General features: G+C 50.3%; 15 protein-coding genes. 1 reads left to right on the forward strand and 14 read right to left on the reverse strand.

Features of this window, described 5'->3' with window-relative positions; all coding sequences use genetic code 11:
* Positions 1–15: 15 nt before the first annotated feature.
* From TREAZ_RS01795 to TREAZ_RS01810, 4 genes are all read right to left on the reverse strand, one after another.
* Entirely contained in the window at positions 16–2,673 is a 2,658-nt protein-coding gene (locus tag TREAZ_RS01795) for a CHASE2 domain-containing protein (RefSeq protein WP_015710077.1), read from the reverse strand.
* Positions 2,670–3,077 carry a hypothetical protein gene (locus TREAZ_RS01800; RefSeq protein ID WP_015710078.1) on the reverse strand — a complete coding sequence of 136 codons (408 nt, stop codon included), beginning with the start codon at positions 3,075–3,077 and terminating at the stop codon, positions 2,670–2,672. The genes TREAZ_RS01795 and TREAZ_RS01800 overlap by 4 nt, the downstream gene beginning before the upstream one ends.
* Before the next feature lie 32 nt (positions 3,078–3,109).
* Entirely contained in the window at positions 3,110–4,984 is a 1,875-nt protein-coding gene (locus TREAZ_RS01805; RefSeq protein WP_015710079.1) for a tetratricopeptide repeat protein, read from the reverse strand.
* 66 nt (positions 4,985–5,050) lie between these two features.
* Positions 5,051–6,727: a hypothetical protein gene (locus tag TREAZ_RS01810; protein WP_015710080.1), complete on the reverse strand. Its 1,677-nt coding sequence runs from the start codon at positions 6,725–6,727 to the stop codon at positions 5,051–5,053.
* 428 nt (positions 6,728–7,155) lie between these two features.
* Between TREAZ_RS01810 and TREAZ_RS01815 the strand changes: the two genes are divergently transcribed.
* A complete protein-coding gene (locus tag TREAZ_RS01815) occupies positions 7,156–8,391 on the forward strand; it encodes an integrase catalytic domain-containing protein (protein WP_015710081.1) in 1,236 nt (411 codons plus the stop codon).
* 152 nt (positions 8,392–8,543) lie between these two features.
* Here the strand turns inward: TREAZ_RS01815 and TREAZ_RS01820 are convergent, their stop codons facing one another.
* The 10 genes from TREAZ_RS01820 to TREAZ_RS01860 all read right to left on the reverse strand — a co-directional run bounded on the left by TREAZ_RS01820 (position 8,544) and on the right by TREAZ_RS01860 (position 16,122).
* Complete coding sequence (locus TREAZ_RS01820; protein ID WP_043922718.1) at positions 8,544–8,969, reverse strand: hypothetical protein; 426 nt, start codon at positions 8,967–8,969, stop codon at positions 8,544–8,546.
* 202 nt (positions 8,970–9,171) lie between these two features.
* Complete coding sequence (locus TREAZ_RS18170) at positions 9,172–9,309, reverse strand: hypothetical protein (RefSeq protein WP_169312592.1); 138 nt, start codon at positions 9,307–9,309, stop codon at positions 9,172–9,174.
* Between the two features lie 1,464 nt (positions 9,310–10,773).
* Positions 10,774–12,168, reverse strand: coding sequence for a DNA primase family protein (locus TREAZ_RS01825; protein ID WP_015710086.1), 1,395 nt, complete (start codon positions 12,166–12,168; stop codon positions 10,774–10,776).
* Positions 12,168–12,503 carry a hypothetical protein gene (locus TREAZ_RS01830; protein ID WP_015710087.1) on the reverse strand — a complete coding sequence of 112 codons (336 nt, stop codon included), beginning with the start codon at positions 12,501–12,503 and terminating at the stop codon, positions 12,168–12,170. Before TREAZ_RS01830 ends, TREAZ_RS01825 begins: the two co-directional genes overlap by 1 nt.
* Before the next feature lie 191 nt (positions 12,504–12,694).
* A complete protein-coding gene (locus TREAZ_RS01835; RefSeq protein WP_015710088.1) occupies positions 12,695–12,985 on the reverse strand; it encodes a hypothetical protein in 291 nt (96 codons plus the stop codon).
* Between the two features lie 10 nt (positions 12,986–12,995).
* Positions 12,996–14,786, reverse strand: coding sequence for a hypothetical protein (locus TREAZ_RS01840; protein WP_015710089.1), 1,791 nt, complete (start codon positions 14,784–14,786; stop codon positions 12,996–12,998).
* Positions 14,783–15,334: a hypothetical protein gene (locus TREAZ_RS01845; RefSeq protein WP_015710090.1), complete on the reverse strand. Its 552-nt coding sequence runs from the start codon at positions 15,332–15,334 to the stop codon at positions 14,783–14,785. The genes TREAZ_RS01840 and TREAZ_RS01845 overlap by 4 nt, the downstream gene beginning before the upstream one ends.
* Positions 15,335–15,616, reverse strand: a complete 282-nt coding sequence (locus TREAZ_RS01850; protein WP_015710091.1) for a hypothetical protein — start codon at positions 15,614–15,616, stop codon at positions 15,335–15,337.
* Positions 15,576–15,863: a hypothetical protein gene (locus TREAZ_RS01855; protein WP_015710092.1), complete on the reverse strand. Its 288-nt coding sequence runs from the start codon at positions 15,861–15,863 to the stop codon at positions 15,576–15,578. The genes TREAZ_RS01850 and TREAZ_RS01855 overlap by 41 nt, the downstream gene beginning before the upstream one ends.
* Positions 15,856–16,122: a hypothetical protein gene (locus TREAZ_RS01860; protein WP_015710093.1), complete on the reverse strand. Its 267-nt coding sequence runs from the start codon at positions 16,120–16,122 to the stop codon at positions 15,856–15,858. Before TREAZ_RS01860 ends, TREAZ_RS01855 begins: the two co-directional genes overlap by 8 nt.
* Positions 16,123–16,253 lie beyond the last annotated feature (131 nt).

Consider the following 16,253-nt stretch of genomic DNA (forward strand, 5'->3'; position numbering starts at 1 on the left):
CTTATATTCCTTGCATTATTTTTGCGAAAGGTTATGTACTCCGTCCCAATCGGGAGGAGGAGGATTTTTTAGATACTGTATACACCGGCTTTCGTAGAATTTTGCGGTCTGGTCGCCGGGATTTTTTTCTGCCAGGGCCCGGAATAAAAAGGCGGCTTTCCGGTACTGCTGATTTTCAAAAAACAGCATTGCCTTTTCCCATTCAGAAAGAATGACCAAAGAATCTTTTTTTGCTTCTGCCCGCACTCCCAAAAGCTCGTATAACCTGACCGGGGTATTGATGCCGACAACCCTAACCTGATCAAGGCTCCGGTACAAAAAATCTTCACCTGCCTGATTCTTGGTATATTCGCTTATCAATATGCCTCCGGTGTGGTACTGCTTGTTTACTCCTTCAAGACGCGCGGCCAGGTTGACTGCATTCCCCATGATGGTATAGTTCATTTTATCGACAGTCCCCATATTGCCGACAACCATATCCCCGGTATTTATTCCTACCCTGGTATAAAGCGGACTGGGGCTTAAATTTTCTTCACGTATTTTTTTATTTAATTCTTTTTCCGCTTTTTTGATTCCTATGGCGCTGTAGCAGGCAGAGGCCGCGTGATCCGCCTGATAGAGGGGCGCTCCAAAAAAGGCGATAATTGCGTCCCCTTCATATTTGTCAATGGTACCCCGGTTTTTAAGGATGATGTCGCTCATCTCTGTCAGATAGACATTGAGAAGCGTAACCAGATGGGTGGGGTCAAGCTGTTCCGATATGGTAGAAAAACCCTGTATATCGGTAAAAACAGCGCTTATTTCCCGCTTTTCGCCCCCCAGGTTGAGTTTTGAAGGGTCGTTGATAATTTCCCCGATAACCGCCGGAGAAAGATAGCGGGAAAAGGCCATGCGGAGAAAGGATTTTTCCCGGCTGGTGGAAATAAACTTGATGCCTGTCATGCTTAAAAAGGCAAGGCCCATGGAGACAAGGGGATAAACCATGCCTATATATATTTTTGTAATGATGAAAAACAAAACAAACAGAAAAGCACAAAGGAGGAGCGTCAATATTCCCGCCGCCATAGCCTCTCCTGTATCCAGATGCACAATAAAAAACGAGAGTATAAAACAGAGAACTACGGCGATGCCAAAGGAAAGCGCTTTTGGCGCATCATCAAGAAATTCTCCGGAAAGGATCATGTTTGCCAAAACCGCATAGGTTCCCACATTCGGGTATTGTTCCTCAAAGGTGATAAGACCTGTATCGCTCATGGAAGTGGCGTCCGAACCGATAATGCAGAAGGCCCCTGATAGGGTTTGCAGATTTTCCCGTATCAAAAGCATTCGGGAAAATTGTTCCTTTGCGGCGCGGAAAATAGTTGTTACATATTCGGAAAGTTCCTTGTCTTCTTTTACACTTTCCTTTATGGCGTCTTCGTAAGATCCGGAAAGGAAGGCCGCGGTTTTTTCAAAAAAAATCTTCCGGTGATCCAGCCATTGTTCCCTGTTTGATACATTATTTTTGAGATCTTCTGCGCGGGCATAAGCTTCCCGGGGATTTTCTCCGTCATCCCAAAAAGCAAAGAATCCTGATTCATCCATAAGGGCCAGATTTTGGGCAAGTACCGGCTCAATGGCGGTATATTGAATACATTCCAAAAGGGATACGACGCGGTAATCGTAAAAAGATTTTTTCGGATACTTTAAGAGCACTGATCCGTCCTGGGCGCGGGGAATGGCAATGTCCTTTCGTATATTGTTAACCAGGGCGTTTTTAAGGGTAATGGCGGAATCGGAAACTTCAATTTCGTTTATATCCAATGTTTTATTCAGGGCAGCCAGGGCAAGATGCCCGTAGTAGTGATCCTGGTATTTTATCAACAGATCAATACGCCGCCTGTATCCATCTTTATCCGGGTCGGCGTTGACAAAGCCTGCGCCCTTTGCCCGAAAAAGAAGCGTGCTTATGGCGGGCATAACTCCTGCTGCCTGGGGAGTCCGCCGGTCATTACGGGGGATAATATTTTTTAAGGCGAAGGTATTTTCCAAAAATGATTCGTCAGTATTGGCGGCTGCAGAATTGATGTCCGAAAAAAGATTTTCCTGTTTTATCATGGTGAGGGTGAGCCAGGAATTGTCCGTAAAAGCCAGGGCCTTTCCAAAATACTCGTCAACATCACGGGTTAAATAGGCAATGGAACCTTCAAGTTCCCTTCGTACTGAGCGGTTAATTCCCAGGAATTCGTTCTTTATGGTTTCCGCTTCTCCGGACTTTATGATTCCGCCGGAAAATCCGTCAATCACCTGGACTGCGGCCTCGTCGATGCGTCCGAAGCCGTCGTCCAGATATTGGGAAAATATCGCCGCCGCATAATCCGGGTTAAGCCGTTCGGGGCTTGGATCAAGGTAATTCAAGTCAAATACAAGGGCTTCAACCCCGATTTCCCTGAGCAGCACTGTCACATCAGCCATGACATCCCTCGGAAACGGGAAGCCTCCGCCATATTTTATTGAGTCGTCGTCCAGGGTAAGCACTACCACCGAATCATCCTCTGTCAGCGAGGGTATGGCCCTGAGAAATAAATCAAAGACCTGATTGTCCAGAGAACTGAAAAAAAGAGGGATAGCAAGTACAAGCGCCCCCAGGGGAACCAGAAAAACCGGTAACTTACGGATCCCTTTTTTGCTCATTCTTCTGTTACGGGATATTCTTCGGCCGCGTCCGAGGCCCGGGCAGAAGCGGTAGAAATTTTCCCCGCAGTTCTGGAAACAGACCCGGTGTCTGTTTCCGCCACTTTGCCGCTGATGCGTAAACCGGAGGCTATTGCTTCTGCGCTTAAATCCTTAACGGTCCCATTTGACATGGCCCTGATGATGAAATTCTGATTTCCCGATCGTACTGTGACGCTTGCCCCAAGGCCCGTGTGAATCACCGTCTGTTCATCAAGCACATCACCCGCCTTGACTTCCACCCTTTTGCCGTTGGCTTCCTGCTCTACCCTGCCTGTAACGCTTTCCACAGTGTAGCGCTCCTGAGCGGAAACAATTCCCGTAAAAGCCAGAACCAAAATCGCCGTAAAAAAAATCTTCTTCATATTTATACTCCTGTAAAAAATATTTTTCATGCTTACTTATCATTTGCCTTCTCTATGCCCCGTTTTGCGATCTCGTTATCCGGTGACACCACCAGGGCCTGGGTAAACCACCGCTTCGCCGTTGCATAATCCATTTCCATCAGCGCCAGATTCCCCCGGTTCGTCATTGCCGGGATTGACCCCATCCCGGCGGCCCGTTCGTAGGCTGCCTTTGCATCCGCTGTTTTCCCTGTCCGTATAAGCAGTATCCCAAGGCGGTTATACAGGGCTGCCGTGGGCGCGGTCCGTATTTGTTCCTGTACCGCGCGCAACAAAGGTGCAATGTCGGCGTTGACATAGCCAGTAAAAGCTGCCTCCACATTCCTCTGCAGCAGGGACGTTTCAGGCTTGCTGAATTGTATTCCCTGTGCAGCCAGGGGCGCAGGAGGATACAGTACCCAGGCGTCTTCCAGCACAATACAATCCGCAGTTGCCCCTGCCGCAAAAACAGCGGAAAGCCCTTCCGACGCCTTTCCCCAGGAAGCGGTAAATCCGTTGTTAAAGGCCGCCATTGAAAGAGGGAGCCAGATTTCGTCATCAATTATGAGGAGTTTTTCTGTACCGTTAAACAGGGTTTCCGCCTGAGCCCTGTCAATTCCCAACGAAAGGGCGGTGATAAAATCATTGCTTGTGGGAATAAGCGCCGCCCGTATTCCCGAAGCTTCCAAAGCTGCCGCGTAGAGGAGGCCTGCATCAAGTTCATGGCCGCCCCTGAATCCCAGGGTTTCAACGGGGAACTGAATTTCCATGGGGCTTCCTTCTTCCCTGTCCCCTGTTTCCCGTGTCCGCACACCTGCTGCCCTTAAACCCTCAAAGAGCCAGATCCCAAACTGCATATTCTGGTTCAGCCCTATCCGCTGGTTTGTCCGGGCCATACCGGTAATGTATTTCGCGTATTCCAGCACTTCAGGCGATGTGGGCGACACAAAGGCCGCAAGACCCGCAGAATCGCCCGAGGGATAGGCATTCCGGTTATACACCTGTACTGCCGCTGTCCTTACCTGTTCCCGCTCCTTCCCCAGAAATGAATACCGTATGACCGCTTCCCCTACAATCCGTCCCCGGTCGGTGAAATTTAAAACTTCCGGAGAAAAATCCGCATACAGGGGAAGCTCCACGGTCCGCCCTTTGGCGATGAGGGGAATCGTCCCGCAGGCATATTCCGAAGCCGTATACTTACCCGCCCGGAAACTCACCCGCACATTCCGTATCTCCGCGTTTTCGTTGTTTCGTATCAAAAGCGTTCCTATGCTGTTCCGCTGGTACAGGGAAAGGTATACGGGGAAAACCGCCTCATCCTGCTGTACCGTGAGATCCACATCCCCGGCGCCTGCCCTGGTTTCAAAATTGAGTTGAGCCGTAAGGCCGATATACATTCCTGAATGAAGGGCGCCGCCCTGGTCATGGTAATTCCTGTAGCCGCTGTTGGCGGAGAGAACAAAGGAGGGGACAAACCGAAAGCCGATTCCGCCCCCCGCGCGCAGCCACCATGACGCAGGGGTCCGGCTTTTTTCCATGATCCCCGTATAAACACCTGCGGCCCCGTCAAGCCGGAGCAGCAAACGGGACAGAGGATAATAATAAAGGCTTAAGCCCGCCCCTGCCGAATAGAGGCTCAAGCCTTTATCCGTCCCGCTTGCCAGAGGCGCGTAATTTATGCCCCCTTCAATACCTGCGGTGTATCCAATACCCAGTGGATTGGGCCAGACGCTTGAAAGGTCAAGATCAAAAAGCAGGTCCCCGCCGCCCCCCAGGTCATAACGGGTTTTCGCCGGTTCCCCCAGGGGGATAAACAGAAAGCCGCCGGGCCTGAGGGAGAAGTCAAGGGCGGGGAGGGCAGGAACAAAAAAGACGGTAATGGCAAACATTGCCCAATATCTCTTTTTACAAGACCGTCTGCCAGAAGCGGCATAGATTCTCATCATCTGCCCCCGTTATTCATACTTAAAATAAAAATACTCTCCATAGGAGACAGAGTTATCCTGCCTTGGAGCTCTGTTCATATAGTGCCCCATTGGGGAACCCCATCCTGCCCAATATGCGAGGGCTGATCCGGGTAAATAGTCGGGTTCGCCGTCAATACTGGGGACAATTAAATAACTTGTAGTACCGGCGGCATTTTCTGCTTTAAGATTAAGACGAACAACATACAAGGGAAATTCTCCGTGGTAGTATTCATTGCCTTTCATTCTGTCTTTATAGGCGGCTAATATACGGTCCCGGCGTTCCTGCTCCGCTGGGGTATTGTCAGGAGAAGATGCGCCTTGGGCATATAAAGAATAAGAATAAACTTTCGCATCGTCGCCATAATTTTGGGGGGACGCCGGATTTTTATAAAACACCCGGATTCCGTTGACAGGCCACTGAGTGTAAGTTGTCTGAAATATAAAATAAATAGTCTTTGAACTATAATGGCTTCCCGGCACATCCTCAGGCGAAGGCGGTACTACCACTGGGACCGATGGAGTAACAGCAGCATAGCGCGGGAAAAATTTTGCCGGATTTATTACCCCTTCGGTATCTTCATGAAAGATGCTCATTGCTGTTTGATAATTCAAATTGGGAAATATATCATTAGCGCTGGTGACAGTAGTGTGGGGGGCGCTGTTATATGCAGGCGGCGGATAAGAAGAATTTGAAGTATAGTTCGCTTTCATCCGGTAGCGAATACGTTTGTCCGTACCAAGGGAAAGTCCCGAACGGTCTTTGATGTTTCCGTCAAGGATAATATCAATAAAAATATCATTCCCATCCCAATAGTCACCGCTAAGACTTCCGACAAAAAAAGGGGTTCCTGTGTTTCGCAGCCGTGTCCACAAAGTGAGTACTGTCCCATCGGCGCTTAATACCGGCGGACAAAAGAAATTTTCAAGATAATAACCGGGAATGCCAATGCCCGGGTTGGTGCCGGTAATGCGGATATTGTTGAATCTGACGCTAAACTGCCCGTTGTTACCCGAGGGGTTAAAGGGGCCGGGGCGCCCAACGTCGATATTGGGATCGTTATACATGGGGTATGCTGTCCATGTGTCCTTATAGGTTCCGCTGTAATAAGCGTACTGGCTTGCCCTGATAGTATTTTCGTCAATAGGTTTTGAGAACCGTATTTGTACATAATGGTTTTGATTTACAAGGCCCTTTGCATCGGGCGGAGGAAAAATAGTAAAATCATTAACGTTATTCGCCCCTTCCCCCAGGGGCACTATTTTTACTGTCCGACTGCCGGGATTGATATGCACTGTTACCGTAGTTTCAAACTGCCCGGGCGCAGAAAATTCCACTTCCTTTTGCCCAAGCTCTACCCCGTCAAGAAAAGCTTGCCAGCGAATAAAGCCGTAAGCGGGAAAGGGGGTAAATTTGAGGCTAAAGGGAATATCCAGTTTGCGTCCGGTCAAGGTTCCACCCGGTGTTGCTACGCCCGCAAGAACATCCTCCACCATCACATTAATCTCAGGCGCATTGGCTTCCCACACCGCCTGATCAATCTTTCCCGCCACATCATCGTCAAGCCTGGAATTAATAAGATCGCAGCCGGTTAAAAGCATACCGCAAAAGAACAGCGCCGCTGCCAGGCAAACAAGCCTCAAAACCGTAATTTTACCGCTTTTCATTGCTTTTCCTTATAAGCCGATGTAATTAAATTCTAGCCCGTTTCAGAGAAAACAACATCACCCCAAGTATGATCTTTAGGAAAAAGAGGGAATTTCCGTATCACCCCAAGGGTGATATGGAGTTTTAAGTCTCCAAAAACTCATTTTTTGAAAACAAAAAGCTTATTATGTATGAAATAGTATACACTTATTGCGTTTTTTAGCATATATTATAAAAGAAGTCATATTTTTCTGAAAAAAAGTAAGAAGTATGATTTTTTCTTATATCAGGTGTTACCTGTTGTTATAATTATATACAGGATAAAGAATTAGTCAACTACCCGCGTTGCCTCATAAATAATCTAACCCAAAACAGGGAATGCCTCATAATAAAATTCTAACCCAAATTATGTAGCCTATATCCGGTAACAAGGGTACCGGAGGGCTCAATGGGGTTAACGATGAAAGAGAAACAGGCGCTTGCCAGAGAAATCAGCAAGCGGTATCGCAAAGCCGGGAAAAAGGGCAAGACCGCTATCCTGGACGAGTTTGTCCAGAACACAGGGTACAACCGGAAATACGCCCTGCACCTTTTGGCGAATTGGGGGAGAACGGAACTGGTCAGACTGGCCGGAAGGGTTGTTAAGCTCAAGGCCGATGCGTTTAAAAAACGAAAAGCAGGGGGAGGGCGGAAGCCGGTCTACCAGGCGGCAACGATAAAAGCCCTCAAACTGATTTGGGAGTTCTTTGATTACATGTGCGGGAAAAGGCTTTCCCCCTTCCTCCGGGAACAGATGCCTTTCCTCAATCCCTGCAAGGAGTTTGGCATCACCAAGGAGGTAAAGGCGCAGCTGCTTGCCATAAGCCCCGCCACCATCGACCGGAAGCTCAAGCCTGAACGGAAGAAGCTGGAATTAAAAGGACGGAGCGCCACACGGCCCGGCGGCCTCCTCAAGCACCAGATCCCCATCCGTGTCTTTTATGCCTGGGATGAGAGGAAACCGGGCTTTTTTGAGCTGGATACGGTGGTTCATGACGGCGGAAACGCCTCAGGCGAGTTCTGCTGTACCCTCAATGCCACCGATGTCTATTCAGGCTGGGTGGAGCTCCGCGCCCTCCTCAACAAGGCCCATCGCTGGGTTAAAGAGGAGGTGTCTCTCTTCCCCTCCCAGTTTCCCTTCCCCCTTTTGGGCATCGACAGCGATAACGGCGGGGAGTTCATTAATTACCAGCTCAAGGCATGGTGTGACGAACACCGCGTCCAGTTCACCCGCAGCCGTTCCTACCACAAGAACGACAACTGCTTCGTGGAGCAGAAAAACGACATGACCGTCCGCAGGACCGTGGGGTACTATCGCTATGACACCCTCCAGGCCAGAGACGCCCTGGCCGAGGTCTACCGCCATCTCTGTCCCCTGCTCAACTATTTTTACCCTTCAGAAAAAATAATCGCCAAGGAGCGGATAGGGGCCAGGGTCAAGAAGGTGTACGACAAACCCAAGTCGCCCTACAGGCGCCTCTTGGAATCCCCTGACCTTCCTGATATTTTTAAGAACGAGCTTCGACGCAGGGCTGCCCGTCTCAATCCGGTCAAGCAGAAACGCCTGGTCAACCATGCACTGATGGCTCTCTTCGAGCTTCAGAGCCAGAAGTCCCTTGCTGCTTCGGCTCTTGAAGATATTTAGCTACGGTTAGATTTTTATTGTGAGGCAGCCGTTCTTTTCGGTTAGATTTTATTTTGAGGCATTACGCTACCACCTGTTATGTGTCAATACCTACTTATACCTCAAAATATGGGATTCTGCTGTCAGATGTGCTGTCAATTCTTTTCACCCGCCTAAAACCAGCCCAAACCGCCCCGAATAAGGCCCCCGGAAAGCAGAAAGGACAAAAGCCTACCGGCTTTTCCCAACTCATTAACGCCGCCCTTTTTTACGCCGCATTGTCCCAGGGTAAAACCTTCGCCCCAAATCGGCGTAAAAAACCCCGGCCCCCACCCCCGCCAACCGGGGCCGTTATCCCCATACCGCCACCACCGTTCCGTAACCCGGCGGCATTGCCGCCGGAATAATCCGTAGGACAAAGCGCCATAGGCCGTTCCGTCCGCTCCGTAAACTCCGCTCCCTCCACGGCCCAAGGCGCTTACCCGATTTACCAAGGGGGATAAAGGCGGGGGCAACATCACCCAAATTAAAAGCCCCATTTTCACCAACAGTAAAGATGCCGTCCCAAGCAGCCCCCGCCTTCCCCCTTGAACCCCCATACCACCCTCACTGTCTAAAGCCCCGCCAACACCCGCCGCCTGCCTAACGGCAAGCAGCGCATTAGTCGCAAGTGTAAAAATTCCTAAGATCGCAAGCGGAAGCCATCAACCCCGCTATGAAGCATTTACCCGCTATACTCCAAAGCCGGGGCATACAAACAGCGGCCCTCCATTGCCCCATACCGTATAGCCCTCATGGGGACTAAACCGCATGGGGCAATTCCGGGCCGCCTAAAGCCGTATCCTGGCCAATGGACCCTCCGGCGCTGCGCTTCTCCGGGACCACCGGCCCCCCGGCTTTTCCGCCTGGTCCTCCGCATACCGGGACCGTTATTCCCATATCGCCGCCCATCGGCCTTTATCCGCACAAGCATTTTTCTAAAGCACTCCGGGGGCGTCCTGCCCCCTCCGTGCCGCATGGGGGCTAATCCTCACGCCCCCATGCTTAACTTTATTTCCACAGGCAATTATCCCAGCGCCCTATCGGGCGCCCGATGCTTCGACAGTAAAAAAATTATTCCCTGCTCCGGCTGTAATAAAACCACACTCCGTAATTCGGCTGTATATAAACCGTGGGGGGATCATCGTACTACGCCCACCCAGGGCCGCTTCTTCCATCGAGCTAAGAGTAGTTCGGTGGTGGTTTATGGACGACCTGTATTGTCCCTCCCCCTCGCCGCCGGGCTTCCCCCTCTCTGGCGGGCTGCGCCCGCGAAATATGTTGGGTTTATTCCCGCCGCTCCCTTCGGTCGCTCTGGTCGTAAACCCTTCATCAACGGCTCAAAGGGGGAGGGACAGCCCCCGGCCCGTGGCCGGGGCCGAGAGGTATAAAAAAATACAAACATCCATGTTTGCATTTTTTTATTTCCAGGCGGCGTCCTGCCGCCCGTCCATAAACCACCACAGCGGGGCGTACTATGCCCACCCGGATTTTCGGTTTCCCAACAAGCCCTATCGTAGTTCGCCCCACGGCTGACGTGAAGTGAAAACCCCTCGGCTGATAAAAACATTCTCCCCACCTTCGCAGACCCTCCCTCGCCGATAGGCGAGTTCTTCACCTTCATCGGCAATAACCGCCACCCCTCCGGCCCTGCGGTCCTCCGGGTAGGCGGCCCATGATGCGAACCGATACCATCATCCCCAATTCCCTGACCGCCGCCTTCTCCCCCGAACCGGGGCCGATGTTGGGTGATGAAGCCTAGTCCCTCCGTAACACCCGCCCACCCTTTCAGGGAGGGCGGGCCGATACCCCAAGTACCGTCGCCGCCGATGGGTGAACCGCCCCCTGCGGGGGCGGCCCGATGAATGACCGATGACCAAACGAATTCACGAATTCAGCAAGGCCCCTATATAATATATAAGAAAATTATATTTTCTTTTTTTTAATGACAGAATAGTCATAAAAAAAAGAATAGAGAGTATACGGAATACTCCATAACAAGAGGAAGCCAATAAAAGTAATCAGTACCAATGACCGAAACTCCCCGAATCCGGCCCTTATTTCAGTCATTGATGACAACCTGTTCCGACATTATTTCAAACCGGATGAAAATATTCCTGCAAGCAAGGGGGGAGCGCGCGCCCGCTAAAATTGCCTGTTTTTGCACAAGCAAAATTCAACCTCTGTCCCAATCGAAAAGCAAGACACAAAACCGCAAAACACCGTATAAATAAAAAGCTCTGCCGCTAACTCAATAGCAGCAGAGCATACATAGAAAACGCTTAACTAACTCACCCCATGTTTTCACGGCCCAACCAAAGGGGGCGCACGGGGGGCGGGGAGCAACGGCCCAAAACAAAAAAACTATTCCGTCTTGGCCTTCAGCATAATCCCCGACCAGTACCGGGCCTCTGCGCTCCGGGTCCGGCTAAAGCCCATTTCCTTTAAGCGCATGGACAAGAGCCGTTCACTCACCGCCCGTTCATTGTTCTGTTCGCACCATTCCTGATACGCCTTAAACAATTCCCGTATCCGTATGCTAATCCCCGGCGACTGGATGCAGCACTCTTTCAGGAAGTTCCCGATCACGTCCATTTCACCCTGATAGTCATTGGTAGCGGACACGATCACCTCCGGCACTTTAAGCCCCTCCTTACGCCACCGGTATGTCCCTTCAAGCAGCCAGTTTAATATCCCGGAGGCTTCCGCCCGTAATTTCTCCTCCAGGTGTTTGTCTTGTTTATCCACTTCAATCCGAGTAGTGAAGGGGATCAGTTTAATCCGCCGCCAAATCCCGTAATCAGTACCCCTGATAATAGGCTTATGGTTTGTCCCCATAAAAATCTTATAGGTCGGCATATAACTAAAATATTCCCCGTACAGGAAACGAGCCGTAATCTTGTCATTCCCCGTAATCTGCTTTATCAGCGGTTCACTCAGCCGCTTCCCCTGGTCAATTTCCGTAGTCGTTACAAACCGTGCGCCCCGAAGCCGGGCAATGTCATTGGTAATCTGCTCATTGTTCCGCTTCATAAAGGTATCGGTGGTGGTGGTTATCCCGTAGTCCCCCAGCAAATACATAATCGTATTCAGAAAGGTGCTTTTTCCGTTAGCGCCGGAGCCGAACAGAATAAACATACTTTGTTCCGACACATCCCCGGTTATACCCAGCCCCGCCACGGTCTGCAAAAACGTGATAATGTCCCCGTTGTAGTTCATTATCTCCCGGACAAACTGCTTCCACGCAGGGCAATCCGCCTTCGGGTCGTATTCCACATTGGCAATCTTGGTGATCATGTCCTCCTGCCGATGTTCCCGGAATTCCCCGGTCAGAATATCAATAGTTCCGTTCTGCACATTCAAAAGCCAGGGGTTCGTGTCCAGTTCCTCACTGGTGATATTGAGTTCAATAATCCATGAAGCAGCCTTTATAAAAGCCTCCCGCCGCCGCACATTTTCACTCAACATGGCATATTTCTCAATGTCCATACGCTCCCGGTAATCCGTGGTCTTTAACTGTTCCTCATAAAGCCCCCGGACCATTTCCAGACCTTTTTCGTGGATCAAAGCCCCATCGTCTATGACCCAGCTTCTACCATCCCACACAATCCATTTTTTCCAGGCGGCGTTATACCGAATATCCCGGCCATAGATTTCTTTGAGCTTTTCAGCATTGGTTGAGTCGGTAAACTGTATCTTGCCAGCCTTCAAATCCTTAATCCGCAAATAAATTGATTCATCCCCGACATTCTCATACATCAAGTGCCTCCCTTCATCAGCGCCCGGCCATAAACATGATAGCGGAACGCAAGCAGGTCAAAAGCCAGTTCCTTTGCATATTCCGGCAATTCCCGCATACATTGTTGGTACAGGGTGTAGCATAAGGTCAAAGACCCCGGCTTGCGTAAATACTCATGGTTCTTGAAAAACGCAACCGCCCGGTATTCGTCATCCGGCATATCAATTTTTTTCAACCGATACCACATCAAAAGATCATCCGCCCATTCAATTTCATGGGCGGCGTATTCTTCGAGTGTTTTCCGTTGTTTCCGTACCAGTTCATGGTATCGGGCTTCCGGGTCTTTTGAACGCATATACCTCTCCCCTCTATCAAAAAACCAAAAGAGAAAATTAAAACAGTAACAATAAAACTATCGCAAAGAGCCGCCCTACAGGGGAGGCGACCGTGCCCTCAAATCAATATGTCCCCCAAACGCCCTCTGTGCGTTTACCGTGGGAACATTACCGAGGAGCCATATAATCAAAAATAAAATATACAGCAAAATTATTTCCCCTCATTCCAAATAAAGACCTTCGCCGCTTCCCCGGCGGCGGTCCTCCCATCGGTAAAGGTGATGAAGGCCCAGAAGGTCCACCATCCCGCTTTGTCTATCTCCCCCTCAATAACCTCATGAAAAATAACCCCCTTCACCATGTCCCCAACCCCCGCCGACAATTCCCCCGTGGAGCCGTCAGGTTTTCGGTACTTGATAACCGCCCCCTCTATCCCCTCCAAATCCGTAAAAGTCTTGACCGTAATCCGCAGGGCCGATTGCCCTTTATAAATCCGTTGCATATTCAACCCCTCAATGAATCCGGCTTTCAATTTCCAAGTTCCGGCAAACCGCAGACTTCAACACAATTTCCTCATTGCTTTTCAGGAACCGCCGCAGAAGGTAATCCCGCACCAGCCCCACCGTAACCAGTTTGATAAATACCCCCAAGCTCCGCACGGGAAGCCCGGTTGACCCGGCTATGTCAGATGTTTCCCGGTAGTATTCCCCTTGATGAACCGTCCCCGCATAATTCCCCGCCTGTTCATACAAGCCCCGAATATACACGTTCCATTTTTCGGCGCTATCCGTTGACCCTGTCTGTTCAATAAGCCGCCGTAACCACCCTGCAAAATACGCCGTTCCATCCCCGGTTTTAGCGGTTTCAGGCAAAGCCCGGAAAATCCCCCGGCTCCGACTAATCCCGTCATTGCTTCCCGCCGTTGTCCCAATACTCCGGTTATTCCCCGTACTCCGGTTCGCCGTTGCGGATGAGCGGGCCGTCTCCAACAGGGAGCGATACAATTCCCGGCAATAACCTAATGGCGTAAGTACCCGTAACGTTTCTGTAATACTCCGGTACATTCCCCGTAGCCAGGGCGTAGTATCCGTCCCCTTTACTTGCGCCGTATGTTTTCTTAAATAACTCGACCCATGCCCCAGGGCCGTACCATTCTGCCCATTCATGGTTAAGGTTTTTTTATAGTTCGCCGTCAGCTTCCGGGTGTCGGTCAGTTTCACCCCTTGGGTCAGCATCCGGGTATAGTTCTGCGCCGAGGTATATTCAAAGTACATGGACATCTTGAAATTCTGGTAGTAGTTGGCATTATAGATAGGGTAAGTATTGGGTATAGTTTCACAATCCCAATCATCATGGAAACTTTTCAGGCCGTAGTCAAAACGGGTATACCAAAAATACACCGCCGCCAGCCCAAACCAGATATAAGAGCCGCTTGCGATACTTCCGTTACTCTGAAAGGTTCCGCTCCGCCACCCCGCAGGTTTCCCGCTCTTAACTTGCAGGTCAATATAGCTTTCCCCTTTCGATTTCCGGGTCAGAGGTTTGTTGCTGTTATCGGAATACAAAACCGGGTATCCCCCGGATTCCGGTTCCTCACTACTGTAAACATAAAATTTTGCCGTACAAGTACCGTTAATAGTCTCATTTACCAGAAAACGGTTTACCGGCATGGCAATTTCATTCATCAGGGGGATCATTGGTTCAGGTGGATCATTATCCCAAAGATATTGGCTCCCGATAGTATTAGTCCCGATCACCGGATCGACAATCACCGGATAGGCCGCTTCAGCAAGCCACGTTTCCGGTATCGTGATACAAAGCCTATCCCCGGCAATGGACAAATCCCCCCACACCCACCGCCCCCGGTTATCAATAATTTTCGGGCGGTGAATATGGCCGAGCTTCCCGGTTCCTTCCCCAATCAGCGTTTCTTTTTTGTAAACCGCATAACTGCCTTTCAAAAACGGATCACGGACAAAATCAGGCTGCCGGAAAAAATCGTAGTTTTCCGCACCGTCCATAATCAGGCAAACAGTATTACTCTCCGGCTCCTTATTCAGAATACAATCGTATTCAAAGCGATCCCCGCCAAGAATCGTAAACCTATGGCTTCGCTTCCGTCCCCGGTAGAGCAGTTGCCGCCTGTTCCCCCGCAAGGAGAACCCCTCCCCATCATCAGGCGGCCTAAAGCGGAGCGGGGGAACCGATCCCGCTTTTCCCCACCGGGTAAGCCCCCAATCAGGAACTTCCCGCCCCAAGTCAACGGTAAGCGGAAAGTCCGTCAGGGATTGCCGGAAGGTCATTGGCCGAGTATGGTAATTTCCCATTGTATTTGTAATGTATCGCTGGATGTTACATTGACCACGGGGGTAATTTGAGCGTAGGCCAAACAGTTAGAAGCCGTGGCGTTGCCGTTCAGTAAACAGGCTTCATTTATGCCGTTCACATTCAAGGCCCCCGCCGCAAAAGTCGCCCGGTAAATCAGGGTCGTATCCCCAACACTGCCCCAGGCCGCCTTTAATGCGGGGTATCCCGAATCAAGGGCTTTCATTGATCCGGTAGCGGTATTGCACCGGGTATTCGTCTTGGTACTATTCCCGGTCCAACCCGTACCTACCTGAATAAACCCCGTTGAACTCGTTACCTTCGCCTTATTGGGACTTACCAGTAAAGCATCGGCAATCAAAGCGTCCCCCTCACGGGTAACAATGTTGTGATGGTGGTAACGCATGGGCCGCCCCGGTATCCGAAAGAGCCGCCCAAACCATGTCGGCGACCGCCGCTTTACATTCCCGTCCTTATCCAGAACCTGAACCGTAACCATTCCCTTAATCAAAATCCGGTCTCTCATTTATCGCCCTCCGTAAATCGCAATAGTCCCGGCCCCAATAGCAAGGCCGGATATAAAACAAATCACCCCAGTAATCACGGCGTTTTTAATTCCCTGTTTTCTTGCGGTTTCATATTTCCCCCGCCATTGATGATTTTCCGCTATAGCCCTGCTTTCCCTCTCAATGGAAGCCAGGGCCGCAGCCTTGGCCGCTTCCGCCGCCGCCTGTTCTATGGCTTCCTCTGCCGCCGTTGTTAAATCCTCAATCAGCGTGTCGATCTCTAATTCGCTGTATTGCCTCATTCCGCTTTCGGTTGAATTCTTCGCTTGCGCTGTCGGCGGCTCCCCGAACACCGGGGGTAGTTTCAAAAAACTCATAAGGATCACGGTTGCGGTAATCATCCTCAATCGCCTGTATCTCATTCTGAACCTCCACATATTCAAGCAGTTTCCGGTCCCGCTCATGGAAGAACCGGAACACCGTAATGACCAACACCAGGGCAAGCATACTCACCGCCCCGGTAATGACCCCCTTAAAAAAATTACTCATTGCCTATTCCCTTCCAGTGTGATAGAACTTTGAGGCCCACAATTCCAAAAAGCACCATCACCATTACCGCAAACCATATCCAATCCCGGATAAGCCCCTTCACTAAAAGCCATGTCGCAAGGTACAAACAGAAGGGCTTGAATCCCAGCATTTTAGAGGGCAGGGCAATAAGCCGCTTTGCCAAAATCGCCCACAGTTCCCGCCCCGTATGTTCCCAGCTTGCTTTATCAGATATTTGAATACCATCACTATCGCTCAACGCTTCCCCCTTACCGCTTTAGCACATATCAAGAAAATCCCCGCAAACCTTTTTTTCAATCCAGTGTTTTTCTTTGTGGTTCTTTTCGCTTTTTGATTCACTGCAATAGCAGAGCCGGTTGTTTTTTGTTG

It is taken from the genome of Leadbettera azotonutricia ZAS-9 (assembly GCF_000214355.1).
In the GTDB taxonomy this organism is placed as follows: domain Bacteria; phylum Spirochaetota; class Spirochaetia; order Treponematales; family Breznakiellaceae; genus Leadbettera; species Leadbettera azotonutricia.

Coding starts and splice junctions, on each gene's coding strand:
- TREAZ_RS01820 (WP_043922718.1), bottom strand. CDS start 8,969: ATGGGGGTTCAAGGGGGAAGGCGGGGGCTGCTTGGGACGGCATCTTTA.
- TREAZ_RS01840 (WP_015710089.1), bottom strand. CDS start 14,786: ATGACCTTCCGGCAATCCCTGACGGACTTTCCGCTTACCGTTGACTTG.
- TREAZ_RS01800 (WP_015710078.1), bottom strand. CDS start 3,077: ATGAAGAAGATTTTTTTTACGGCGATTTTGGTTCTGGCTTTTACGGGA.
- TREAZ_RS18170 (WP_169312592.1), bottom strand. CDS start 9,309: ATGGGAATAACGGTCCCGGTATGCGGAGGACCAGGCGGAAAAGCCGGG.
- TREAZ_RS01845 (WP_015710090.1), bottom strand. CDS start 15,334: ATGAGAGACCGGATTTTGATTAAGGGAATGGTTACGGTTCAGGTTCTG.
- TREAZ_RS01855 (WP_015710092.1), bottom strand. CDS start 15,863: ATGAGTAATTTTTTTAAGGGGGTCATTACCGGGGCGGTGAGTATGCTT.
- TREAZ_RS01850 (WP_015710091.1), bottom strand. CDS start 15,616: ATGAGGCAATACAGCGAATTAGAGATCGACACGCTGATTGAGGATTTA.
- TREAZ_RS01835 (WP_015710088.1), bottom strand. CDS start 12,985: ATGCAACGGATTTATAAAGGGCAATCGGCCCTGCGGATTACGGTCAAG.
- TREAZ_RS01815 (WP_015710081.1), top strand. CDS start 7,156: ATGGGGTTAACGATGAAAGAGAAACAGGCGCTTGCCAGAGAAATCAGC.
- TREAZ_RS01795 (WP_015710077.1), bottom strand. CDS start 2,673: ATGAGCAAAAAAGGGATCCGTAAGTTACCGGTTTTTCTGGTTCCCCTG.
- TREAZ_RS01830 (WP_015710087.1), bottom strand. CDS start 12,503: ATGCGTTCAAAAGACCCGGAAGCCCGATACCATGAACTGGTACGGAAA.
- TREAZ_RS01805 (WP_015710079.1), bottom strand. CDS start 4,984: ATGTTTGCCATTACCGTCTTTTTTGTTCCTGCCCTCCCCGCCCTTGAC.
- TREAZ_RS01825 (WP_015710086.1), bottom strand. CDS start 12,168: ATGTATGAGAATGTCGGGGATGAATCAATTTATTTGCGGATTAAGGAT.
- TREAZ_RS01810 (WP_015710080.1), bottom strand. CDS start 6,727: ATGAAAAGCGGTAAAATTACGGTTTTGAGGCTTGTTTGCCTGGCAGCG.